The sequence below is a fragment of the Ruminococcus sp. B05 genome (genome assembly GCF_003628495.1).
GTDB lineage: Bacteria > Bacillota > Clostridia > Lachnospirales > Lachnospiraceae > Schaedlerella > Schaedlerella hominis.
This window is the reverse complement of record NZ_RBZR01000019.1, coordinates 42125-67615: the sequence shown is the minus strand read 5'-3', so window position 1 is coordinate 67615 and position 25491 is coordinate 42125. Positions and strand designations below refer to the sequence as shown.

Annotated in this window: 11 protein-coding genes and 1 pseudogene; all 12 read left to right on the top strand. The window is 42.9% G+C overall.

Annotated elements, in window-relative coordinates:
- Window positions 1-125: 125 nt before the first annotated feature.
- A pseudogene (locus D8Q48_RS12945) lies at window positions 126-401 on the top strand (hypothetical protein); the annotation flags it as partial.
- 23 nt (window positions 402-424) lie between these two features.
- A complete protein-coding gene (locus D8Q48_RS12940; protein WP_055268321.1) occupies window positions 425-889 on the top strand; it encodes a PrgI family protein in 465 nt (154 codons plus the stop codon).
- The gene (locus D8Q48_RS12935) at window positions 771-3227 is read left to right on the top strand and encodes a VirB4-like conjugal transfer ATPase, CD1110 family (protein WP_191855126.1); all 2457 of its coding nucleotides are present in this window, start codon (window positions 771-773) and stop codon (window positions 3225-3227) included. The genes D8Q48_RS12940 and D8Q48_RS12935 overlap by 119 nt, the downstream gene beginning before the upstream one ends.
- Window positions 3228-3243: 16 nt before the next feature.
- A complete protein-coding gene (locus D8Q48_RS12930) occupies window positions 3244-3354 on the top strand; it encodes a hypothetical protein (protein ID WP_008688066.1) in 111 nt (36 codons plus the stop codon).
- Between the two features lie 48 nt (window positions 3355-3402).
- A complete protein-coding gene (locus D8Q48_RS12925) occupies window positions 3403-6174 on the top strand; it encodes a peptidoglycan DD-metalloendopeptidase family protein (RefSeq protein WP_347562303.1) in 2772 nt (923 codons plus the stop codon).
- Between the two features lie 42 nt (window positions 6175-6216).
- A complete protein-coding gene (locus D8Q48_RS12920; RefSeq protein WP_005344193.1) occupies window positions 6217-6519 on the top strand; it encodes a DUF4315 family protein in 303 nt (100 codons plus the stop codon).
- Window positions 6473-7897, top strand: coding sequence for a CD1107 family mobile element protein (locus tag D8Q48_RS12915; protein ID WP_118364969.1), 1425 nt, complete (start codon window positions 6473-6475; stop codon window positions 7895-7897). The genes D8Q48_RS12920 and D8Q48_RS12915 overlap by 47 nt, the downstream gene beginning before the upstream one ends.
- Window positions 7898-7903: 6 nt before the next feature.
- Window positions 7904-9976 (top strand): DNA topoisomerase 3, encoded by a 2073-nt coding sequence (locus D8Q48_RS12910; RefSeq protein WP_121056721.1) that lies wholly within the window; start codon window positions 7904-7906, stop codon window positions 9974-9976.
- Window positions 9977-10071: 95 nt separating this feature from the next.
- Complete coding sequence (locus D8Q48_RS12905) at window positions 10072-16359, top strand: SpaA isopeptide-forming pilin-related protein (RefSeq protein WP_121056719.1); 6288 nt, start codon at window positions 10072-10074, stop codon at window positions 16357-16359.
- 88 nt (window positions 16360-16447) lie between these two features.
- Window positions 16448-16588 carry a hypothetical protein gene (locus tag D8Q48_RS17265; RefSeq protein WP_008688072.1) on the top strand — a complete coding sequence of 47 codons (141 nt, stop codon included), beginning with the start codon at window positions 16448-16450 and terminating at the stop codon, window positions 16586-16588.
- A gap of 6 nt (window positions 16589-16594) precedes the next feature.
- Window positions 16595-17683: a DUF5688 family protein gene (locus D8Q48_RS12900; RefSeq protein WP_024720776.1), complete on the top strand. Its 1089-nt coding sequence runs from the start codon at window positions 16595-16597 to the stop codon at window positions 17681-17683.
- Window positions 17684-17751: 68 nt separating this feature from the next.
- Entirely contained in the window at window positions 17752-25434 is a 7683-nt protein-coding gene (locus tag D8Q48_RS12895; protein WP_121056717.1) for a DEAD/DEAH box helicase family protein, read from the top strand.
- Window positions 25435-25491 lie beyond the last annotated feature (57 nt).

Genomic DNA, 25491 nt, shown 5'->3' with positions numbered 1-25491 from the left:
TACACGCTGGGAAATTAGACTGACATCTGGAGAGCCGGATACATCGAGAGGTGTAAGTCCGGTTCGGAGGGGAGTTCTCGGAAACCTGCCATAGTGATATGGTAAGGCGCTGGGTTCTTACCCTACTTTATACTTCCATAGCACCAATTCCGTTTGCCACCATGACCAATAAGGAATGGGGCAATATCGGAAACAACTATTTAAAAGGCTTGTTCGCACTGGCATTTCAGGGATTCTTCATGATGGTCTGTGTGGGAATTTATGCAGTTTTAGTAAATGCAATGACCATATCCAGTGACCTTCATGCAGCAATGTTTTCAGTAGCGGCTTATACCGTGATTCTTGCATTTTCATTATTCAAGACCGGAAGCCTTAGCAAATCAATATTCAATGCCCATTAACGGGCAGGAAAGGAGCGCATACCATGGCGTATGTACCAGTACCAAAAGACCTTACCAAGGTCAAAACAAAAGTAGCGTTAAATCTGACAAAGCGGCAGCTGATTTTCTTTTCACTTGCCGCAGTTGTGGGGATTCCGTTTTATCTGTTCATGAGAAAACCAATCGGTTCCAGTATTGCTGCCATTCTGATGGTAACGATCATGCTTCCATTTTTCTTCATGGCAATGTATGAAAAAGACGGGCTTCCCTTTGAAAAAGTGGTGGCAAATATCATTCGACAGAAGTTTATCTGTCCAGCGGTAAGACCATATAAGACAGAAAATTTTTATCAGGAGATTTCCACCCTTGTAAAAAAGGAGGGTGTGCCGGATGGCAAAAAAGACAAAGCAGGAGGCTCAGCAGGAGCGTCTGTCTCTGGCGGAAAAAAGAAACCGTCAGGAAAGAAGAAACAAAAAAAGCAGAAAAGAAAGAGAACAGGAAAAGCGTAAGAAGAAACAGGAACGGGATCGCAGGAAACAGAAAGGCATTCCTACAACTGCACAGCAGAGCATTCCGTATATTCGGATGCTGCAGGATGGTATCTGCCAGGTGACAAAGACCTTTTTCTCTAAGACGATTCAGTTTTATGACATCAATTATCAGCTGGCTTTAAATGAGGATAAGACCACGATATTTGAGAATTACTGTGATTTCTTAAATTACTTTGATTCTTCCATCAGTGTGCAGCTGTCCTTTATCAATCAGCAGGTGGATGTGGCAGAATTTGAGAAAAGTATTGATATTCCGGATCAGAACGATGACTTCAATGCCATTCGTGAAGAATACCGTACTATGCTGAAAAATCAGCTTTCCAAAGGAAATAATGGTCTGGTAAAGACGAAGTATATCACTTTTGGAATTGAAGCAGAAAGTCTGAAGGTAGCAAGACCAAGGCTTGAAAGAATCGAAACAGATATCTTAAATAACTTTAAGGTTCTGGGAGCACAGGCACATTCTTTGAATGGACTGGAAAGGCTGGAGATTCTGTATCATGTGTTCAACCAGGATCGGATTGAACCATTTAAGTTCCAGTACAAGATGCTTCCGGAAACCGGATTAAAGACCAAAGATTTTATTGCACCGACTTCCTTTAACTTTTCCAAGAATCAGACATTTTTGATGGGAAGAACGATGGGAAGTGTGAGTTACCTTCAGATTCTTGCACCGGAGCTGACAGACCGGATGCTTGCAGATTTTCTGGATGTGGATGACAGCATCAATGTCAACATTCATATCCAGTCCATTGATCAGAGTTCAGCAATCAAGATGATCAAGAGTAAGATTTCTGATCTTGATAAGATGAAGATCGAAGAGCAGAAGCGTGCGGTACGTTCCGGTTATGATATGGACGTGCTTCCATCGGACCTTGTGACTTATGGCGAAGAGGCAAAGAATCTGCTGGAAGATCTGCAGTCCAGAAATGAGAGAATGTTCCTTGTGACAGTTCTGGTAATGAATACCGCAAAGAAGCGTCAGAAGCTGGATAATAATATTTTCCAGGTGCAGGGGATCGCACAGAAATATAACTGTTCCTTAAAACAGCTGGATTATCAGCAGGAAGCAGCACTCATGTCCTGTATTCCGCTTGGAGTCAATCGAATTGAAATTCAGAGAGGGCTTACCACATCTTCAACAGCGATCTTCGTGCCATTTACGACACAGGAACTGTTTCAGGAAGGGGAAGCTCTTTATTATGGATTGAATGCATTATCCAACAACATGATCATGGTTGATCGGAAACGTCTGAAGAACCCGAATGGACTGATTCTTGGTACACCAGGTTCCGGTAAGTCCTTCTCAGCAAAGAGGGAAATTACAAACTGCTTTTTGATTACGGAGGACGATATCATTGTCTGTGATCCAGAAGCCGAATATTCGGCACTTGTGCAGGCGCTGCATGGGCAGGTGGTAAGAGTTTCGCCGGTATCTGACCAGTATATCAATCCAATGGATCTGAACCTGAATTATTCTGAGGAAGATAATCCGCTGTCATTGAAAGCAGATTTTATCCTGTCTTTGTGTGAGCTGATTGTTGGAGGAAAGAATGGATTGGAACCGGTAGAAAAAACGATTATTGACCGTTGTGTGCGGTTAGTATATCAGGAATACCTTGCCGATCCAATACCGGAGAAGATGCCAATCCTGGAGGACTTATACAACCTTCTGAGAAAACAGGAAGAGCCGGAAGCACAGCGGCTGGCTACTTCATTAGAGATCTATGTTACAGGCTCTTTGAATGTATTTAACCATCAGACAAACGTGGATATCAATAACCGCATTGTCTGCTTTGACATCAAAGAATTGGGAAAACAGCTGAAAAAGATTGGGATGCTCGTAATCCAGGATCAGGTCTGGAACAGGGTAACGATGAACCGTTCTGCCCATAAGTCCACCAGATACTATGTGGATGAGTTCCATCTTCTTTTGAAGGAAGAGCAGACTGCAGCCTACAGCGTGGAGATTTGGAAGCGATTCCGTAAATGGGGTGGTATCCCAACGGGCATCACCCAGAATATTAAGGATTTATTGTCTTCCAGGGAAATAGAGAATATATTTGAAAATTCAGATTTTATTTATATGCTGAACCAGGCTTCCGGAGACAGGCAGATTCTTGCAAAACAGCTGAATATCTCACCAACCCAGCTGTCCTATGTAACCAACAGTAATGAGGGGGAAGGACTTCTGTTCTATGGAAATGTCATTATCCCGTTCGTAGACAGATTCCCGAAGAATTCCCTCTATAAAATCATGACAACCCGCTTAGAGGAAACTTCCGAAGCAGGTTAAATCAAAGGAGAAGACAATGTTACGAGCAATTTCATATGTATTAACTTTTAGTGGCGGTGCTGTATTTGGCATCGCTTTTCTCTGTTTATTACAGGCAGGGAAAGGGTATCCGAAAAAGGAGGAGTAAGTAGTGGCAGAACAGAGAATGAAAGTCAGGGATAAGAAAGTCCAGAAGATGACCAAAGATGGTCTGGTGGAAGAAAACCTGACGGATAAATCTTCTGTTCGTGTCAGTAACCGTGTCAGTGATGTGCAGATGGGAATAAAACAGGGGGAAAAAGCAGAAAACCTTGTGGATAAGTCTCCCCGCCAGTCTAAGCGAAGTGGGAAAAATATCCGTCCCTCTGTGCAAAAATCCAGGGATGCACCGGAACTGATGCGAACGGAGAACCAAAGTGAGGATTTTGGACAAAATAGAAAGCAACAAAACCGGAAAAGAATCCGTGCTGTGAACAGAAAAGAATCAAGATTTGCGGAAAAATCCGAAGCCAGCCAGTCAGGGAGACTGAAAGAAAAACGTGCGGATCTTTCAGAAAACAGAGGAGACAGCCGGAGTAAGAAGAATGGTGGAAGTAAGAAACCAAAGCAGAAACAGCGTCTGAAATTTGCTTATGAAGAGACTGGTGCTTCTGTGAAAAATGACAAAGATATGGAGAAATTGAACCAGATGGATACGGATGGAGTCAATTTCCGTCATCAGAAACAGAAGGAAAAAGCCAAAAAGTTTTCTTATGAGGAAGCAAGAAAGAAAAAGGAAGCAAAGCAGCATTCCAAGAAGGCACAGGTTTATCAGGCAAATGAAGGAGAGGGTTCTGGAAAGAAGAAATCCCGCCTGAAGTTTGGCGAAGGGGAATCTGTGAAAACAGAAAAAGCTTTTGTTGTTAAGAAAGCAGGAAGTGCAACTTCCGCAGCATTGCACCGTGAGATCAGTAAAAATGAAGACGATAATGCGGCAGTAGAAGGTGCCCATAAGTTGGAAGAAGGCTGCGAAGGTATTTACCGGCTGGAACAGAGAAGTGCCAGACAAAGGAAACAGAGGGCTTCCAGAAAGAGAAGCAGACTGGAGAGACAGGCAGAGAAACAGACACAGGCGGCAGCCCGTCAGGAGCAGAAGAAGCTAAAAAAACAGATTCAGAAGCAACAGATCAAACGGGATTATGCCAAAGCAAAACGAAGTGAACAGACAGTAGGAACAGCTACAAAAGGTACGATTGATTATATCAAGAAGATTGGCGGCAAAGTCACCAACTTCTTTAAAGAAAACCGGAAGGTGTATATCAGTGTGGCAGTTCTGATCGGATTGATGTTTCTGATTATAACGAATGTCACGTCATGCTCTGCAGTATTTTTACAAAATGTGATCACTTACACGGGAACCAGTTATCTGTCATCGGATCAGGCAATCCGGGAAGCGGAACTGTATTATACACAGTTGGAAGCTAATCTGCAGGAGCGGATTAACAACATGGAGTCTGAAGAACCGGGACATGAGGAATACCGATATAACATCGGGCCTATTGAGCATGATCCGTTTATCCTGATCAGTTATCTGTCAGCAAAGTATGAGGAGTTTACTTTTGAACAGGTCAAGCCTGAACTGGATGCATTGTTTGCAGAGCAATATCATCTGACTACTGAAGCAGTCAATGAGACTGTGACAGAGACAGCAACAGTAAGAGTTGGAGAATCGTTGGGACAGGTTGTAACAAGCGGATATTGTAACTGTCCAATCTGTTGTGGTATTTGGAGCGGAGGCCCGACTGCCAGTGGAGTATACCCAACTGCTAATCATACCTTAGCGGTAGATGCTTCCAATCCGTTTGTTCCAATGGGAACAAAGGTGGTCATGAATGGTGTCGAATATACGGTAGAAGATACCGGAGCTTTCGCAAGATACGGTGTACAGTTTGACGTTTACTATGATAATCATGCGGCGGCATCCGCACATGGGCATAAGACCTGGGAATGTTATCTGGCAGATGATAATGGAAGCCAGGAAGTGGAAGTGACCAGGACAAGAGATGTAGATGTGCTGAATGTCACCTTAAACAGTGGAAATCTGATGTTGATCTGTCAGGACAGGCTGAGATTTTTTCAGAAAGAACTGTTCAGTGCCTATAACGATACGAAAGGCAATTTACAGATGTTTGCGACACCGGTTGATTTTAACTGGTATTCCAGTGTGACAAGTTATTATGGATATCGGATTCATCCAATTTCAGGAGCAAATCAGCTTCATAATGGTATGGATATCGGAGCACCGGAGGGAACGAAAGTAATGGCAGGGCTGACCGGAACGGTTACAACTTCTGCTTATAACGATAGCTATGGCAATTATGTTGTGATTAAGGACAGTAAAGGCTATGAACTGCGGTATGCACATTTAAGCAGCCGGAGTGTATCTGCAGGTGCATCCGTCACGAAAGGTGATGAGATTGGTCTTGTAGGAAATACTGGAAATTCTACAGGAAGCCATCTTCATATTGAACTTCTGAAAAATGGAGAGCGCTTAAACCCGATCTTTTATCTGGAAACTGGAGAAGGGACAGGCTTTGGCGGCAATGAATACACCAGTGAAGCGGCACAGCGTTTGTTGAACGAAGCAGCGAGATATCTGGGAACACCGTATGTGTGGGGTGGATATTCTCCAAGTGGATTTGATTGTTCTGGATTTGTAAGTTACTGCCTGACAAACTCTGGTGTAAGGAATACAGGAAGATTGACTGCACAGGGACTGTACAACATTTGTACACCAGTATCCCAGTCGGAGGCACAGCCGGGAGATTTGATTTTCTTTACTGGAACTTACGACGCAGGGGAGCCGGTAACGCATATCGGAATCTATGTAGGCAATGGTCAGATGATCCATTGTGGACATCCGGTGCAGTATACGTCCATCAATTCTCCATACTGGCAGAGCCATTTCTATGGATTTGGACGATGGTAAGAAAAAAGGGCGGCTGCATCAGCCGTCCGGAAAGGAGAAGCGATGAAAAGTCTTGAAAAAGCAACGGCAGATTATGAGAAAGCCAAGGAAAAAATGGAAGCATCCAAAGCCAGATATGAAGCAGACTTAAAGCGTTTCAAGGCTGCGGAGATTGCAAAAACAGAAGCAGAAAATCTGGAAATTGTAAAAATTATCCGTGCAATGGATATGAGTATTCCGGAATTGGAAGCTTTCAAAAAGAGAATGAAAAATGAATTGCCCGGCAGGGTAGAAATACAGAAGGAGGAAACAAAAGCCGATGATGAATCTGGAAAAAATGAAACAGAAGAAGAGAACAATTACTAAAAGCAGGGTAAAAAAGAGCTTGCTTGCAGCAACGACATTTCTTTGCCTGACAACACCTTTGCTCCAGACACAGACTGCTTATGCAGCTGAGAATACCACACCTGCGATTACGATTGAGAAACCGGATGGCTGGAAACAGGGTGAAACAACCATTGCTGTTACGGTAGATGCCAGCCATATGCCGGAAGGTTTCTCAATAGCAAAGATTGAAGCAAAAGCAGGAAAAGATGGAAGCTGGCAGGATGTAACCGGAAGCGGAAGTATCACGATCACTGGAAACCAGACAGTGTATGTGCGTGTGACAGATGGTGAGGGGAAGGTCTATGAGCAGAATCGCTCTATTAAGTGTTATGACACGGAAAAGCCGACACTCTCTGCTTCCCTGACAGATGGTGTGCTGACGATTCAGGGGAATGATACAGTATCCGGGATTACTGCGGTAACCGTCAATGGCACCACTTATACAGACTTGAAGGATGGAATGCTGAGAGTGCAACTGACACAGAAAGATTTTACTACAAAACAGATTGAGATTACGGTAACAGATGGTGCTGGAAATACTTCTGAAAAGTATGTGTTGCAGAATCCTTACTATGAATGGGCAAAGAAGCAGGCAGAAAAACAGAAATCTTCCAGGGACAGCAATGGTGCAATGGCAACTACGACCAGTGCAGATGCAACGGGGACTGAGAAAACTACGACTTCTCCGCTTCCGCAGGATGCACAGGCTTCTGAGCCGACAGATGCAAAAGGAACCGTGGATGATCGGACAGTAACAGGTATTGAGGAACAGCTTAATAAAGAAGGCGAGACGGCAGAAGCCGTTACCAAAACAGCTACGGAAGGCACAAAAGAGTTTTATACCATTTCAACGAAGAGTGGTAAGATTTTCTATTTGATTATTGACAATTCAAAATCTCAGGATAATGTGTATTTCCTTACAGAAGTCAGTGAGAAAGATCTGATGAACTTCACACTTTCTGATTCAGTGACACTTCCGGAAGTGGATACGGTTTATGCAGAACCAGAGAAAAAAGCAGAGGAAGAAAAACCGGAAACGACAGAGACAGATGAGAAAGATAAGGTGGAGGATGAAATCCAGATGCCAGAAGATAAAAGCCCATTTGGAACGTATCTTCTGATTGCGCTGGTAGCAGTCGGAGCTGCGGCAGGAGGATATTACTTCAAAGTCTATAAACCAAAGCATGAATATGATGACGAGGATGAGATGGAAGAGGATGAAGATGAATCCGAAGATTCAGAGTCAGAAAAACGGGAAGTAGACGATGCAGATGAGCAGGAAGAAAGTGCAGAACCGGAAATCCTGAGAGATGAAGATTTCAATGATGATGTACTGGAAGATGAAGAAGAGGAGTAGGAGTAAATGAAATTAGTGATTGCAGAAAAGCCATCGGTTGCGATGGCACTGGCTTCGGTACTGGGAGCCAGAACAAGAAAAGATGGCTACGTGGAGGGAAACGGTTATATCGTTTCCTGGTGCGTAGGACATCTAGTTGGATTATGCGATGCATCGGAATACGATGAAAAATATAAAAAATGGAGATATGAAGATCTGCCGATTGTGCCGGAATGCTGGAGACACAAGGTTTTGGATGGAACAAAGAAGCAGTACGGAATCTTGAAAAAACTGATGAGAGATTCCAATGTAGATGAAGTGATCTGTGCTACTGATGCAGGACGTGAAGGAGAGTTAATCTTTCGTCTGGTGTATGAGCAGGCAGGATGCAAAAAGCCGATGAAGCGGCTCTGGATTTCTTCCATGGAAGAACAGGCAATTAAAGATGGATTTGCGTCATTAAAAGACGGTTCGTGTTATGACAGTCTCTATCAGTCAGCACTTTGCAGGGCAAAGGCAGACTGGCTGGTGGGAATCAATGCGAGCCGTCTTTTTTCCGTTCTGTATAACCAGAATCTGAAAGTCGGAAGAGTGCAGACACCAACACTTGCCATGATCGTGGATCGAAATCAGAAGATCAAGGAATTTACCAAAGAAAAATATTATATGGCTCATATCAAGTTTGATGATATGGATGCAGTTACAGAGCATTTTCAGAAAAAAGAGGATGCAGATAAAGTGGCTGCGGACTGCCTGGAGCGGATGTGCGAAGTGGAAAAGGATGATGTGAAAGAGAAAACAGTCCGCCCTCCGAAGCTTTATGATCTGACCACCCTTCAGAGGGAAGCTAACAGAATGTTTGGCTATACCGCACAGCAGACATTGGATGCAGTGCAGGAGATGTATGAGCAGAAGCTTGTCACTTATCCGAGAACAGACAGCCAGTATCTGACAGATGAGATGGGAGAAAGCACAGAAACTCTGATTCAAATGTTACTTGGGGAAATGCCTTATGCTGAAAGCCTGGAATATCAACCGGACGTGAGTAAGGTATTAAATTCAAAGAAAGTATCTGATCACCATGCAATTATCCCGACCATGGAAGTAGCAAAGGCAGATATAGGTAAACTGAAAGAGCGAAACCGCAAGATTTTGTATCTGATCAGTGCCAGGGTACTGACAGCAACTGCAGATCCTTATATTTATGAAAGCCATAAAAGCCAGATTACCTGTAATTATCATACGTTTTATCTCACGGCAAAGAAAACAAAGCAGGAAGGATTCAAGGCAATCGAAAATAAAATGAAACAGTTCTTTGGCGTAAAGAGTGAGAAAGAAGAGCCGGAGCTGGATATCTGGGCAGGTAAGCATTACGGTCCTTGTGATTCTTTTGTATCGGAGCATTTTACACAGCCACCGAAACAGTACACAGAAGATACCCTGCTTTCTGCGATGGAACGTGCTGGGAATGAAGAACTGACCGAAGATACGGAAAAGAAAGGACTTGGTACTCCGGCAACAAGGGCAGCAATCATTGAAAAACTGATTCAGTCTGGTTTTGTGAAAAGGGAAAAGAAAGATCTGGTGCCGACAGATGATGGCAATGTACTGATTACGGTTTTGCCGGATGAGATTAAATCTCCGAAGATGACAGCAGAGTGGGAAATGGCATTGAATCACATTGCCCAGAATACAGAGACAGCAGATGAATTCCTAAATGGGATTACAGAGCTGATGCAGGAACTGGTTGCCAGATATCAGGCTATTTCAGAAGAAAAGAAAGAGCAGTTTCAGGGAAAAGCAAAAGGGGAAGTCATTGGCAAATGTCCCCGATGTGGAGCTGATGTCAGGGAAGGAAAAGTAAACTTTTACTGTTCCGACCGGAACTGTGCTTTTACCTTATGGAAGAATGATAAATTCCTTGCAAGCCAGGGGAAAAAGATGGATAAGGCGGCAGCAAAGAAGTTCCTGTCTAAAGGAAAAATCCATTATAAGGATCTGGTATCCAGAAAAACAGGGAGACAGTATGAAGCAACTGTGGAAATGATTGATCCCGGCGAGGGAAATGTGCAGTTCAATCTGATTTTTCCACAACGATAAGTATTGTATTGCAGGCAGTCTAAGGACTGTCTGTTTTATAAAAAAATAGTGGCTCTGAACAATTGCCACAAATATATGAAAGAGAGGACCTTAGCATGAAGAAAAAAGGTAATTTTAGAAAAGTAGTATCTGGCTTGCTGGCAGGCATGACAATGCTAAGTACAGTGTTATCTCCGATGACTGCATATGCAGCGGAGATCCAGCCGGAGGAAAAACCGCCACTTTATGAGGAAGTGAAAGATCTTCTGGATGAAGATGAGGTGGTGACTGCCAAAGATTATGAAATTGAAACAGGCAGTGTATTTGATGTGAAATCAGATTACACAGGACTGGAAATCAAGGATGATATCAAGGTCAAAGTCACATTTGAGGAAGCAAAAAACGACAAGAATGAGGATTTTACGACAGATCGTGCGGACACTTACAAAGCGGTCTATTATGTGGAACCGGTAAATCAGGAGCATCCGAAGTATCAGATCAGCCGAAAACTGATTGTGCGTGAGAAAGAAACAGAAACGCAGACAGAAACTGCAGGGAGTGAAGCAGTAACCGAATCCGAAACAGCTGGCAGTGAACAGCAGACAGAGGAAGCGGAGGATTCCGAAGCAGACTCGGAAATTACCGATATTGATGCTGATGAATTTGATGATTTAGTAGAGCAGGCACAGAATCAGGATACCTATGATGAAGAATCAGGGTTAGAGCTTCACGATGTTTTGGAACAGGCAGGAGACGAAGGTGTGGATCTTGATTCTATGGAAGAGGGAGAGATTGCAACATTTGAAGCAGTTTCGGCTTATTCAGCAAGAACTACACAGCAGGTAACGATTGAAAAAGGACCTCTGTATAGATATGCAGATTATAATCTTGGAACCTATCTGACAGAGCCGTACTATATCAGCTACGGAAGCGTCAGAGCAACTGCGTATTGTGTACAGCCAGCAAAACCTGGACCAGGATCTGGAAATTATATAATCACAAAGATTGGAGACAATCAGACGTTAGCAAAAGTGTGTTATTACGGTACAGACGCCGCAGGAAGCGAAAGTTTTTTCGCTAATAAACACACGGATTTCTCAGAAGGAAAAAGATTCATCATTATTCACATGGCTGCATCATATGCCAACGGAAGTAGTGATGCATTTTACGGAACAAATGCTACAGGAGAGGATTTGGCAAAGGAACTCTATAATTATTGTGTGAATAAGCCGGAAATACCAGATGTAGCGATGTCATTTTCAAAGCCGGATGTAAAAGCTTATGTAGATGGAAATGTTCAGAGAACGGAGAACATTCAGTTCAACGCATCTTCCCAGCAGAAAATCACAATGGACTTACCAAAAGGAGTAAAGCTCCATAATGTATCTACTGGAAATGTAAGTGCGGCAGGTGCAAGCGTAACAATTGGTGGAGGAACCACGTTTTATCTTTCAGCGCCTCTGACACAGACAAAAGATGTAAATGCTACTTTTTCTGCAAAAATGAAGGGAAGTATTACAAAAGATTACTCAGCATATAAACTGACTACGAATGCAAGTGTTCAGGATCTGGCATTTGTATTTGGAGAAGGTGTCGCTGATGAAAAATATGTAAGCTTAAAGGTGTCCTGGATTGAACAGGCTACGATCGAAATCGTAAAGAAAGACGATACAGCGGATGTTAATCTTGCAGGTGCAGTATTCGGTGTATACAGCGATGAGGCTTGTACAAAGCTGATCACTCAGATGCCGGCAACAGATAAGAATGGAAAATCTTCTGTTACGATCATCAAGACACAGGATACTGTTTATCTGAAAGAGATCACAGCACCACAGGGATATGTAGTAAATGCAACGGCAACAAATGTAAAACTGGTAGCAAGTAAAACCTCATCGGTAACTGTGGAAAATAAGGAACAGCTGGCAGAGCTTACTATTTACAAAGAAGGACAGGTTCTTACCGGAGCAGATGTCAGTGAAAATGGAACGGTATTCCAGTATGAAAACCGCAGACAGAAAAATGCAGTGTATAACGTGTATGCCGGGGCAGATATCGTAACTGCTTATGGCACAAAAGTGTACAGTAAAGGTGACCTGGTAAAAGATAATCTGACTACGGGAGAGAATGGTTCTGTTACACTGAAGAACCTGCATCTTGGAAGCTATGTGGTGAAAGAAGCAAAAGCACCGGACAATTTCTATAACGGCAGCGAAGAAAAGCCAGTGACTCTGACTTATGCCGGACAGAATAAAGAAGTTGTATTTGCAGATGTGACTTTTAACAACGAAAGACAGAAAGCAGATGTTTCCGTAGTAAAACAGGATAAAGATACAAAGAAACCACTGAATGGCGGTATTTTTGCTCTGTATGCATCCGATGATATTAGAAATGCAGACGGAACCGTTGTTGTGAAAAAAGGAACACTGATTGAGAAAGCAACTACTGGAGCAGATGGAACTGCAAAATTCACAGCAGATCTTCCGATTGGATATTCCTATTCTGTAAAAGAAGATCAGGCGCCGGAAGGCTATGTAAGAAATACAGAAGATGTGTATACGTTCAAGTTTTCTTACACCAATGATAAAGAAGCAACCGTATCATTTGCCCATACCTTCAGCAATGACCGTGTGACAGCAAAGATCAATTTATTCAAAGTTGATAAAGAAACAGGAAAAGCAGTACCACAGGGAGATGCCACACTGAAAGGTGCAGTTTATGGTCTGTATGCCCGTGAAGATATCGTGCACCCGGATGGAGCAACGGGAACTATTTATAAAGCAGGAGAGCAGGTAACTTCTCTTACAACAGATGACAAAGGACAGGCTTCTGTAAATGGCTTATATCTTGGCAAATATTATGTCAAAGAGATTACTCCGCCGACCGGATACCTGGCAGATGCAGAAGAGCATGATCTTACGTGCAGTTATGAAGGAGATATGACAGCAGAAGTAAAAAGAGAGTGCACTTCCAGTGAGCAGGTCATCAAGCAGCCATTCCAGATCATCAAAGCAGCCAACAATGGAAAGACCGATGCAGATCTGTTATCCGGAGCTGGATTTACAGTTTATCTGAAATCTTCCCTTACAAAGAAAGCAGATGGAAGCTATGATTTTGATTCTGCCAAACCAGTAGTGAGCGGAGAGAATGGAGCAACTGAGATTTTCACAGATGAAAAAGGGTATGCCTGCAGTATTCCATTACCATTTGGAAGCTATATCGTGCGTGAAACTACAACACCGCATAATTACAAGCCAGTCGATGATTTTGAAGTAAATATCACAGAGCATCATCCAAATGAGCCGCAGATCTGGCGAGTGCTTCTGGATGAAGAGTTTAAGGCAAAACTGAAAATTGTGAAAAAAGACGATGAAACAAAGAAATCCGTATTGATTGCCGGAACAGAATTTAAGGTATATGACCTGGATAACAAAAAGTATGTGGAACAGGTAACAACTTACCCTGTGACAACCACTCACAAGTCCTATTTTACGGACAGCCAGGGATATCTGATCATGCCGAAGAATCTGAAGATCGGACATTACCGGATTGAGGAAGTCAATGCACCGGAAGGGTACACGATTAATAAGAATTATGTAGAGATTGCGGTGGATGCTAACACAGCATACCAGATGGATTCTGAGAGTGGAGATGCCATTATTACGGTAGATTACGAGAACCATCCGGTAAAAGGAAAGCTGACGATCTATAAAAAAGGTGAGATGCTGACCGGATACAAGAAGGATTTTGTTTATGAAGAAAGATACCTGAAGGGTGCATCATTTCATGTCTATGCAGCTGAAAATATCTATACACCGGATTATCAGAAAGATGAAAACGGAAACAGACAGCTGATCTATGCAAAAGATGCACTGGTAACAACGGTAACGACCGGGGAAGACGGAAAAGCAGTTGCTGATAACCTGCCACTTGGTTCTTACTATGTAGTAGAAAAGACTGCACCGGAAGGATTTGTCCTGAACCATGACAGATCAGGTGTCGCATTTGTCTATGCAGATCAGGATACACCTGTGATCGAACAGGAAGTGACGGTTGGCGATGACCGACAGAAAGTTGCAATCCAGGTAGAAAAACAGGATGCAGAGAATGGTGCAACCGTGGCGGGAGCTGTCTTTGGTATCTATAACAAAGCGGATATCAAGGCGGATGGAAAAGTGATCGTGAAAGCAGACACACTCTTACAGGAAATGACTTCTGATAACGATGGTCTTGCAACATGTACGCTGGATCTGCCACTTGGACAGTATTATGTGAAAGAGTTAAAAGCACCAGCGGGATTTGTATCCTCTGATGAAGTTCTGAATCTGGATGCTTCTTACCAGGGACAGGATGTGAAGACAGTAAAACTGAAAACAGTGAAAAAGAACCAGCCGACAACAGTTGAAATCACAAAATCTGATGTAACAACAGGTGTGGAACTGGATGGGGCAAAACTCACCGTTCTTGATAAAGAAGGAAATGTTGTGGATCAGTGGACTTCTGTAAAAGATCAGCCACATGTGATCAAACGACTGACAGTTGGAGAGGAATACACTCTTCGTGAGGAAATGGCACCTTATGGATATCTGAAAGCAACGGATGTGAAGTTCACGCTGAAAGATACTGCCGAGATTCAGAAAGTAGAGATGAAAGATGAAGTTCCAACAGGACTTCTAATCATCAACAAAAATGGAGAGTTTTTGGATAAGGTAACACTTCTGGATCAGGTAAAAGGTACTGTGGAGCATCTCTTTGAATATGTAACCGGAAGCCTTTCAGATGTGACGTTCGATGTATTTGCTGCGGAAGACATCAAAGCGGCAGATGGTGTCAGTGAAGATTATTTCAAAGCAGATGAAAAAGTGGGAACCATTACCACAGATTCCAATGGTATTGCACAGATGGGAGATCTACCGGCTGGCAAGTACTATGTGAAGGAAGTAAAAACTGCCCATGGTTATGTGCTGGACAAAGAGCCGAGATATGTTGATCTTTCCTACCGTGATCAGGACACACCAGTCATCACTTATGATGAGAAATGGCAGAATGCCCGTCAGAAAGTAAAGGTTACGGTTCTGAAGAAAGAAAAAGATACAGAACGTGTCCTTGCAGGTGGTGTCTTCGGTCTTTATACCAGTGAAGATATCAAAAATGCAAAGGGCGAGGTACTCCTTGAGAAAGACAGTCTGATCGAGCAGAGGGTAACGGATGAAAAAGGACAGATTACTTTTACGGCAGATCTTCCGGTAGACGGAAAATACTATGTGAAAGAGATCTTTGCGCCGGACGGATTTGTTACAACAGAAGAAGTACAGGAATTTACCTTTGAATATGCCGGAGAAGACCAGGCAGAAGTAAGCTACGACTTTACTTTTGAAAATCAGCCAACCACAGTGGAGCTGACCAAAACAGACCTGACAACAGGCAAAGAACTTCCAGGTGCACACCTGAAAGTGATGGATTCAGATGGCAATACAGTGGATGAATGGACTTCTACGGAAGAATCCCATGTGATTAAAGAACTGGTTGTTGGTAAGGAATACACCATAACAGAGACAAAACCGGCAGATGGATATGTCACTGCAGAAAGTATTACCTTTACAGTAGAAAATACAGCAGAAATTCAGAAGCATGAAATGAAAGATGATGTGACAAAAGTGCAGATCAGTAAGACGGATATCACAGGAGAAACTGAGATTCCGGGTGCGAAACTGACGATTCTCGATAAGGACGATCAGGTAGTAGAGAGCTGGACTTCTACAGAGGAAGCACACTATATCGAAAAACTGCCAATCGGTAAATATACCTTACGTGAAGAGCAGGCAGCGAAAGGATATCTCCTGACAGCCGATGTGACATTTGAGGTGAAAGATACCGGAGAAATCCAGAAAGTGGCTATGAAAGATGATACTGCCAAGGGAAAAGTGATTCTCAATAAGACAGATAAATCATCAGGAGAACCGCTAAAAGGGGTAGAATTTGAACTCCGTGACAGCAAAGGAAAGGTACTGGAAACCTTAAAGACAGACGCTGCCGGTCATGCAGAAAGTAAGCTGTATGAGATTGCCACATTTAAGAACGGCAAATATGATACAGCAATCAAGTATTATCTGGTGGAAACAAAAACACTGGACGGATACACACTGGATCAGACCAAGCATGAAGTGACATTTGCCTATGCAGATGACAGTACACCGGTTGTAGAAGTTACCTTTAATCTGACAAATGAGAAACCGGAAGTTCCAGAAACACCGAACACACCGGATATACCACAGTCCCATGAAGAGACAAAGGTATCAAACGCACCGAAAACAGGTGACAGCACGAATATCTGGCTGCCAATCTTGCTTCTTGTAATCTCCACAGGAGGTATGGCAGGACTTTATATCAGCAGGAAAAGGAAATAAGGAAACTAAAACCAACGGTTATGATTGGGAGCTTCTATGTGAGGCTCCCTTTTTCATACAAAAAAATCACAGAAAGGAACAGAAAACTATGATGAAAGCAATGGAAAAAAGACAGGAAGCACGAAAAAACCAGGAGAAAACAGTAAAGAGAATGATGGCTTATCAGAAGAAAGCCGAGCAGATGGTCAGCAGAAAAAGAATGAACCATCACATGATCAGAAAGGGGTAAAAGCGTATGATGAACAGAAAAGAATTTTATGAATATGTCAAAGACAATGTAAAGGAGTATCTGCCAGAGTCTTATAAGGACGCAGAAATTAAACTTCAGGAAGTAGAAAAAAACAACGGTTTGAAGTTGACAGGTATTACGATTCCAAACGGAGATCAGAGAATCGTACCGACAGTCTATCTGGATTCCCTCTACCAGGAATATATCCATGGAAAAGATGTAGACTCTTGTGTTGGCGATGTGGCTGATATGCGTATTGAGGCACAGGGAAAAGCAGAATTTTTTGATATGGGAGTTCCAGATATTCTGGATTATGAAAAGATGAAGGACAAATTACAGATGAGAATTTGTGATAAGGAATGGAATACCGATCTTCTTGCAGATAAAGTAGTCACAGAACACGGAGATTTTGCAGCTTATTATGCAGTAAATCTGGAGGAAAATGGAGAAGGGATCAGCAGTATTCCGGTAACTGTTTCTCTGATGAACGAGTGGGGAGTATCTGCCGAACAGATTCAAGCGGATGCGATGGTGGCAGACCGAAAACGTGGTGTCACACTTATGGATATGAATGAGATTATCAAATCTATGATTTTTGGTGAAGAACCAGAAAACCTGCTGAATGAAAAAATGGATATGGAAGCCATGGAAAACCCAATGTTCTGTCTGACAAACAAAGCTAAGATGAATGGAGCTTCCCTGTTACTGCAGGAAGATATTCGTAAACAGATTGGGGAATGCCTGGGAAGTGATTACTTTGTCATCCCATCTTCCATTCATGAAGTGCTGATTCTTCCTGATAACGGCATTTTTCAGGTTCCGGAATTAAATGCGATGGTACAGGAAGTCAATGAGACAAAGGTGGAGAGACAGGAGCAGCTTTCCGATAAAGTTCAGTTTTGTGATGGGAAAACGGCAGTTATGGAAAATGCTGAGCGTAGGGAAGCTCGTTTGGAGAAAGAAAAAGCAGCCGAAAAAGCGGAAGTAAAAGGTGGAATCCATGGAAGACTGGAAAAAGCTAAGGCAGAAATCAAGGCAAAAGAGGGAGACAAAGTGCCAAAGAATAAGTCAAAAGAGCTTGCCACAGCATTATAAAGAGTAACAACGATGATTTTAAGGGGACTGTGCTAAGCAGTCCCTGATTTTATGAAAAGGAGTAGCGCATGGCAAATAAATTATATGCAATGGAACAGCTGACGGAAGAGGTGGCAAAAGATGTAGCTGCCAGTCCGCAGGAATGGATGCGGTTCCTAAACACTGCATCCAGACTGTACAAATACACTTTTCCAGAACAGCTTTTAATTTATGCACAGCGACCGGAAGCAACTGCCGTAGCATCCATGGAAATCTGGAATCAGAAGATGTACCGCTGGATCAAAAAGGGATCCAAAGGGATTGCCTTGATTGACAATACTTCCGGACCGAAAACGAAACTTCGGTATGTATTTGATGTGCAGGACACTTATAAAGTGCGGAATCTTGGAAAGGATCCTCAGTTATGGAATCTTCCGGTGGAAGGAGAACAGCTGGTGGCAGATTATCTGCAGGAGCAGTTATCACTGGAAGATACAGAAGGAGGACTTGCTGAAAGTCTGCATCAGGCAGCGAAGGAGAGTATGCAAGAATGGCTTCCAGATGCATTGGAAGAACTGAGACTGGACGTAACAGGGACATTTCTGGAAGAACTGGACGAACAGAATCAGGAAGTCGAATTTCGGGAACTGATGACCAATAGTGTCTGGTATGTATTACTAAACCGGTGTGGACTGGATGCACAGGAATATCTGGATGCAGAGGATTTTCGGCATATAACGGACTTCAATCAGCTGAAAATATTAGGACATCTGGGAAGTGCAGTCAACGAGATCAGCAGACCAGTCCTGATGCAGATTGGACGGTATGTATTGAATGATCTGGAAAATGACCTGAAAACGGTTGCAAAAGAAAAAGAAGTAGTCTATAATGAATTTAACACGTTAATTCGTGAAAGTAATACAGATAACACAGAAGATAGAGAAGAAAAAAAGGAGGAAACAGACTATGAGAGAGATCAGTTACAGCCAGAACGGAGAGTATCAGATTCCAGATATCAGCCTGGAAGAGACGAGAGGAACCATCGGCAAGTACGGAATGATGCGGAAAGAGTATCTGAGAAATCACAAGGTAGCCAGGTTCAACATTCTGACACTGCAGAACCGTCTGGACAGTCATCTGATGGAGATCGACAGCCAGGCAAGACAGAGAGTAGACGACCTGATGAACGAACTTCTGGAGAAAGATCCGGCACCGGACAAAATGGCAGACGGGATGGCATGGACCAGACACATGAACCAGATCAAGGCACAGGCAGAGGAGCTGGTGATTCAGGAGATTATTTACAGTTAAGTCTGTTCCCAACAGAAGAGGAACAGTTAGGAGAAATAAGGAAAGCGGCAGCTGCATTGGAACAGCCAGCCGCTTTTCTTATTTCCGATGAAGTGGTAAATGATATTCTCCGCACGGGAAGCGGACAGAAAAATACACTGTTTCATATTACAGCAAGACTGATTGAAGGTCTGGATAATGAAGAAATGCGGAGTTTTCTGAAAGATGAATATGGAACTGGTGGCAAAGGATTTACCATAGATGGTCAGAAAATCAGTATCTGGTATGACAATGATGGTATCCGTATCCGGCGAGGGGACTCTGCCAGAAGAAACTTTGACCGCATGGTTACGTGGGAAGAAGCAGCGAACAGAATTCGGGATATGTATGAGGATGGAAATTACGTGGATAATTTGATTTCCAATAATGCCATTGAACAGGAGCAGGAAGAAATGACCAATCTTCTTGCACTTCATTTTCGGGATACTTGCAGAAACTGGGAAAAGAAACAATCATATTCAGACTGGCAGGATGTAGTGAGTGGAGCATGGACAGATCAAGAGGAAGCAGATGCGATTGTCTATCGTTTTGAATGGCTGCAGAAATATATGGATGAGAATCCGGGAGATTATCACCGCTGGGAGATTCAGCATAATCCGGAATATTTCCAACGCTTTCAGGATCTTCAGAGGGAGCGTTCCTGGGTAGACCAGAAATTTACGGTCGAACGTCCGGCACTATCCTTTATCACACAGGATGAAATTGACGCAGTGTTAAGAAGAGGCGGCATTACTGCAGGAGGACGTAACCGAATCTATGAGTATTTCATGGAACATCATGATATGAAAGATGCAGCTGAGTTCCTGAAAAATGAGTATGGAACAGGTGGTTCCTCACCCGGAATACCAGGAGCAGATGCTTCCGACGCATCCCATGATGCAAAAGGATTAAAACTTGCAAAAGGGAAAATTGGCAGTCCAGAGGTAGAAGTTTTATTAAAGTGGAACAAGGTTGCAGAACGTGTTCGCCAGTTAATCCGCACAGATGATTATTTGTCACCGGAAGAAATGGAAAAGTACGAAGAACGACAGGAAGCACAAAGACTGGCAGATTTGGAAGAAGCACAGCAGATGTTAGGAGAACAGCTGGAGCAGGATACTTTGACAGCGGAAGATATAACTGATTTGCGATTAGTTGATTCAGAATATATGTCTGGTACCAGAACAAAAATCCACGATTTTGATTGCAAAGTTAAGGGAGAAGCGAATCGACTTCAATACACATTAGAATATCATGATGATGGAGAAGGTTTCACGATTCATACGGAAAAAGATGATATTTGGAATCGAATGTCAACACAAGAATTGGAACGTCTGGATGTAAAACTCGGACAAGAAGTACTTTATTATCATTATCACAACAAAACTGTAAATGCGGATACTTTAGATGAATTACGGGAAATCAGGGAAGAAATTATGGAGGAAGAGTCCTTGTATTTTACTGCTATTTCTCAACGTGTGTGGACAGATTATGATAAAAAAGAAAAAGAATTATCTGGAGAAGTTGAGGTATCGGAAGAAAAAGAATCTTTGGAAGAGATTAACGGAATATCAGAAACGATTCCAGCAACGAACTTCCGCATCACAGATGATGAGCTTGGACAGGGTACAGCAAAAGAAAAGTTCCGTGCCAATATCATGGCTATCCAGTTGTTAAAGAAATGTGAGGATGAGAATCGCAATGCAACACCGGAAGAACAGGAAATCTTATCCAGGTACGTTGGCTGGGGAGGTCTTGCAGTTGCATTTGATGAGACAAAATCTGCATGGGAGACAGAATATCTGGAATTAAAGACCGTCCTTACACCGGAAGAATATGCTGCAGCCAGAGCTTCCACATTAAATGCTCATTATACACAGCCGATTGTGATTGAAAGTATGTATCAGGTGTTGAAGAATCTGGGATTTACAAAGGGAAATATCCTGGAGCCATCTATGGGAGTCGGGAACTTCTTTGGAAAGCTTCCAGAGAATCTAAACCAGTCCAAACTCTATGGAGTGGAACTGGACAGCATCAGTGGCAGAATTGCTAAACTTCTCTATCCAGATGCCAATATCCAGATCAAAGGCTTTGAGAAGACGGATTATCCCAATGATTTCTTTGACGTGGCAATCGGAAATGTGCCATTCGGTGCATATAAGGTCAATGACCGTCAGTATGACCGCTACAATTTTATGATTCATGATTACTTTCTTGCCAAGACTATAGATCAGTTACGTCCAGGTGGTGTAGCTGCGTTGATCACAACAAAGGGAACTATGGACAAGGCATCACCGGAAGTCCGGAAATATTTGGCAGAGCGTGCAGACTTGCTGGGGGCAATCCGACTGCCGAACACAGCTTTTAAGGCAAATGCAGGAACAGAAGTCAGTGCTGATATTTTGTTTTTCCAGAAGCGTGAGAGTTTCACAAAAGAGATGCCAGACTGGGTGAATTTGGAGAGTGATGCAAATGGGATTACCATTAACAAGTATTTTGTTCAGCATCCGGGATTGATTCTTGGTGAGATGAAAGAAGTGTCCGGTCCGTATGGTATGGAAACAACCTGTGCTCCAATGGAAGGAGCTGATCTGGAATTACAGTTACAAGAAGCTGTAAAACACATCAAGGGAAGCATGGTAGCGGCAGTAGATATAGAGGCAGAACTGGATGAGATGCCAGAGAGTATTCCGGCAGATCCGAATGTTCGAAATTACAGCTATACGGTGGTAGATGATCAGGTATATTACCGTGTCAATTCTTTGATGAATCAGGTGAAAATGTCTGCAGCCACTGCAGAACGTGTAAAAGGCATGGTTGCAATCCGTGATACCGTTCGTGAACTGATCGCCATGCAGATGGAAGAATTTGTCACAGACGAAGAAATCCAGAAACAGCAGAAAAAACTGAATCAGGTGTATGATACCTACACAGCAAAGTATGGAGTTATTGGAAGTAATGCTAACAAACGTGCATTTTCTGATGACTCTTCTTATTGTCTGCTGTGTTCCCTGGAAGACTTGAATGAAGATGGAACATTGAAGCGGAAAGCGGACATGTTTACCAAACGAACCATTAAAAAGGCGGTCGCTGTGACAAGTGTGGAGACAGCCACAGAAGCACTTGCTTTGTCCCTAAATGAAAAGGCTAAAGTAGATCTCCCATATATGGCACAGTTGACCGGAAAGACCGAAGAGAAAATCACAGAAGAGCTGGTTGGAGTTATCTTCAAAAATCCACTGACAGACCAGTGGGAAAGTGGAGATGAATATCTGTCCGGAAATGTTAGGGATAAATTAAATACAGCGAGAACTTTTGCAGAGAATCATCCAGAATTCACACCGAATGTCCGTGCATTGGAGGCAGTTCAGCCGAGAGATCTGGAAGCATCGGAGATTGAAGTGCGTATTGGAGCCACCTGGATTGAACCTTCGGATTATCAGGAGTTTATGGTGGAACTGCTTCATACGCCGAGGTATCTTGCGCAGAAGGAAATACAGGTAAAATTCTCTGAGATAAATGGTGAGTGGAGGATTACAGGAAAGAACGCCGACAGTCCAAGAAATGCGTTTGCCTATGCAACGTATGGAACGGAGAGAGCAAATGCCTACCGGATTCTGGAAGATACCTTGAATCTAAAAGATGTTAGAATCTATGATAAAGTCGTAAATGACAATGGGGATGAAGTGCGAGTTTTGAATAAAAAAGAAACTATGTTGGCATCACAAAAGCAGGATGCTTTGAAGGCTGCATTCCAAGATTGGATTTTTAAGGATCAGCAGAGGAGAGAAAGACTGGTAAGCGTGTACAATGAACGTTTTAATAGTATCCGTCCCCGTGAATACGATGGAAGTCATCTGACTTTCCCAGGAATGAATCCGGAAATAGAACTTCGACCGCATCAGAAAAATGCAGTCGCACATCAGCTATACGGTGATAATGTGCTTCTGGCACATGTAGTAGGAGCTGGGAAGACTTACGAAATGGTAGCGGCGGCAATGGAGAGCAAACGTCTGGGATTATCTCAGAAAAACCTCTTTGTAGTTCCAAACCATTTGACGGAGCAGTGGGGAGCAGAATTCCTGCAGTTATATCCAGGGGCGAACATTCTGGTAGCAACGAAAAAGGATTTTGAACCGGCAAATCGAAAGAAGTTCTGTGCCAGAATCGCTATGGGAAATTACGATGCTGTTATTATTGGTCATTCCCAGTTTGAGCGTATTCCAATCTCTGATGAGAAACAGGAAGCCATGCTTCAGAGGCAGATTGATGATCTGGAAATGGCAATCCAGAGTGCAAGGTATGAACAGGATGGTGGACGTTATACCGTCAAACAGATTGAAAAGACAAGAAAAACATTGCAGACAAGGCTGGAGAAACTGAATCAGAAAGAGAAAAAAGATCAGGTAGTTACGTTTGAAGAACTGGGAGTGGATCATTTATATGTAGATGAAGCACACAGTTATAAAAACGCATTTCTTTATACAAAAATGAGAAATGTAGCCGGGATTGCACAGAATGAAGCACAGAAGTCGGCGGATATGTTTAATAAATGTCAGTATCTGGATGAGATTACCGGAGGAAAAGGCATTACCTTTGCTACGGGCACACCGATTAGCAACAGCATGACGGAATTATATGTTATGCAGAGGTATCTGCAGAACAGCAAATTACAAAATATGGGACTTGGACTGTTTGATTCCTGGGCCTCCACCTTTGGCGAGGTAGTCACGAGCATTGAGCTTGCACCAGAAGGAACAGGCTACCGTGCAAAGTCAAGATTTGCAAGATTTTATAATATTCCGGAACTGATGAATATGTTTAAGGAGATTGCAGATATCAAGACTTCCGATCAGTTAAAGCTTCCTGTGCCAGAGGCGGAATATGAAACAGTGGTGCTGAAACCAACGGAACAGCAGAAAGAAATCGTAGAAAGTCTGGGGGAACGTGCAGAAGTTGTCAGAAACGGAGGGGTAGATGCTTCGGTTGATAATATGCTGAAAATTACCAACGATGGAAGAAAATTGGCATTGGATCAGCGTTTGGTGAACGAATTATTGCCAGATAATCCAGAAAGCAAAATATCAGTCTGTGCAGAGAAAAGTTATGAGATCTGGAAAGGCACGGCAGCACAGAAATCTGCACAATTGATTTTCTGTGACTTGAGTACCCCGAAAGGCGATGGCAGCTTCAATGTTTATGATGACTTGAAGCAGAAATTGATGGAAAAAGGTGTACCGGAAAAAGAGATTGCTTTTATTCATGATGCAAATACAGAAGCAAAGAAGACGGAGCTGTTTGGAAAAGTGAAATCCGGGCAGGTTCGTTTTTTGATTGGCTCAACAGCAAAGATGGGTGCCGGGACCAATGTGCAGGATCGTCTGATTGCGTTGCATCATCTGGATATTGGTTGGAAACCATCTGACTTGGAACAGAGAGAAGGGCGTATTATCCGCCAGGGAAATCATAATAAAAAGGTTCATATCTTCCGATATGTAACAGAATCCACATTTGACAGCTACATGTGGCAGTTGATTGAGAACAAGCAGAAATTCATTTCTCAGATTATGACCAGTAAAGCACCTGTGCGAAGCTGTGAAGATGTGGACGAAGCGGCACTTTCCTATGCAGAGGTCAAAGCTCTTGCAACCGGAAATCCAGCAGTAAAAGAGAAGATGGCATTGGATGTTGATGTGGCAAAATTAAAACTTTTAAAAGCCAACCACATGAATAACCAGTACCGCCTGGAAGATGATATTGCAAGGAATTTTCCACAACAGATTGCAAAACTGACAGAAATCATTGACAGCTACAAGGCAGACATCGCTCATTATTCTGAGCATAAAAGCACAGATCCAGAGCAGTTTACTATGGAGATTGGTGGCAAAGTGTTCACAGAAAAGAAAGAGGCAGGAGCGGCACTTCTGGCGGTATGTAAAGATATTAAAACTGTAGATGCTGCGATGGATATCGGAAACTATCAGGGATTCAATATGAGGATTCAGTTTGATGGATGGAGTAAAGAATTTATATTATCTGTCAAACATGAGGCTGTCTCGAAAGTTCATCTTGGAGCAGATGCACTTGGAAATATTACCCGTATCAACAATCTGTTGGACAGTTATCCAGAGAAGCTTTCAGAAGCACAACAAAGATTGGAAACAGTGTATGAACAGATGGCAAATGCGAAAGAAGAAGTGGGAAAGCCATTTCCAAAAGAAGAGGAGTTGAACCAGAAACTGGAGCGACTGTCAGAGCTAAATGCATTGCTCAATATGGATGAACGGGAAGATGCAGAAGCAGAGGTATCTGAATCAGATGAGAAAGAAGAAAGACCGGCACGTGGTTCTATCCATGAAAAACTGCAGATTTGTAAAGAAAAGAGTCAGCGGGAAAGTGAAACTGGCAAGGATAACAGAAAACGGGACTTTGGTCTGGAATAAGAAAACAAGGAAGATGGCATAATCTGACAGAAAATATGTTCTGTGGGTTATGCCATT

Coding starts and splice junctions, on each gene's coding strand:
- D8Q48_RS12920 (WP_005344193.1), top strand. CDS start 6,217: ATGAAAAGTCTTGAAAAAGCAACGGCAGATTATGAGAAAGCCAAGGAA.
- D8Q48_RS12930 (WP_008688066.1), top strand. CDS start 3,244: ATGTTACGAGCAATTTCATATGTATTAACTTTTAGTGGCGGTGCTGTA.
- D8Q48_RS12910 (WP_121056721.1), top strand. CDS start 7,904: ATGAAATTAGTGATTGCAGAAAAGCCATCGGTTGCGATGGCACTGGCT.
- D8Q48_RS12935 (WP_191855126.1), top strand. CDS start 771: ATGGCAAAAAAGACAAAGCAGGAGGCTCAGCAGGAGCGTCTGTCTCTG.
- D8Q48_RS12895 (WP_121056717.1), top strand. CDS start 17,752: ATGGCAAATAAATTATATGCAATGGAACAGCTGACGGAAGAGGTGGCA.
- D8Q48_RS12940 (WP_055268321.1), top strand. CDS start 425: ATGGCGTATGTACCAGTACCAAAAGACCTTACCAAGGTCAAAACAAAA.
- D8Q48_RS12900 (WP_024720776.1), top strand. CDS start 16,595: ATGATGAACAGAAAAGAATTTTATGAATATGTCAAAGACAATGTAAAG.
- D8Q48_RS12915 (WP_118364969.1), top strand. CDS start 6,473: ATGATGAATCTGGAAAAAATGAAACAGAAGAAGAGAACAATTACTAAA.
- D8Q48_RS17265 (WP_008688072.1), top strand. CDS start 16,448: ATGATGAAAGCAATGGAAAAAAGACAGGAAGCACGAAAAAACCAGGAG.
- D8Q48_RS12905 (WP_121056719.1), top strand. CDS start 10,072: ATGAAGAAAAAAGGTAATTTTAGAAAAGTAGTATCTGGCTTGCTGGCA.
- D8Q48_RS12925 (WP_347562303.1), top strand. CDS start 3,403: ATGACCAAAGATGGTCTGGTGGAAGAAAACCTGACGGATAAATCTTCT.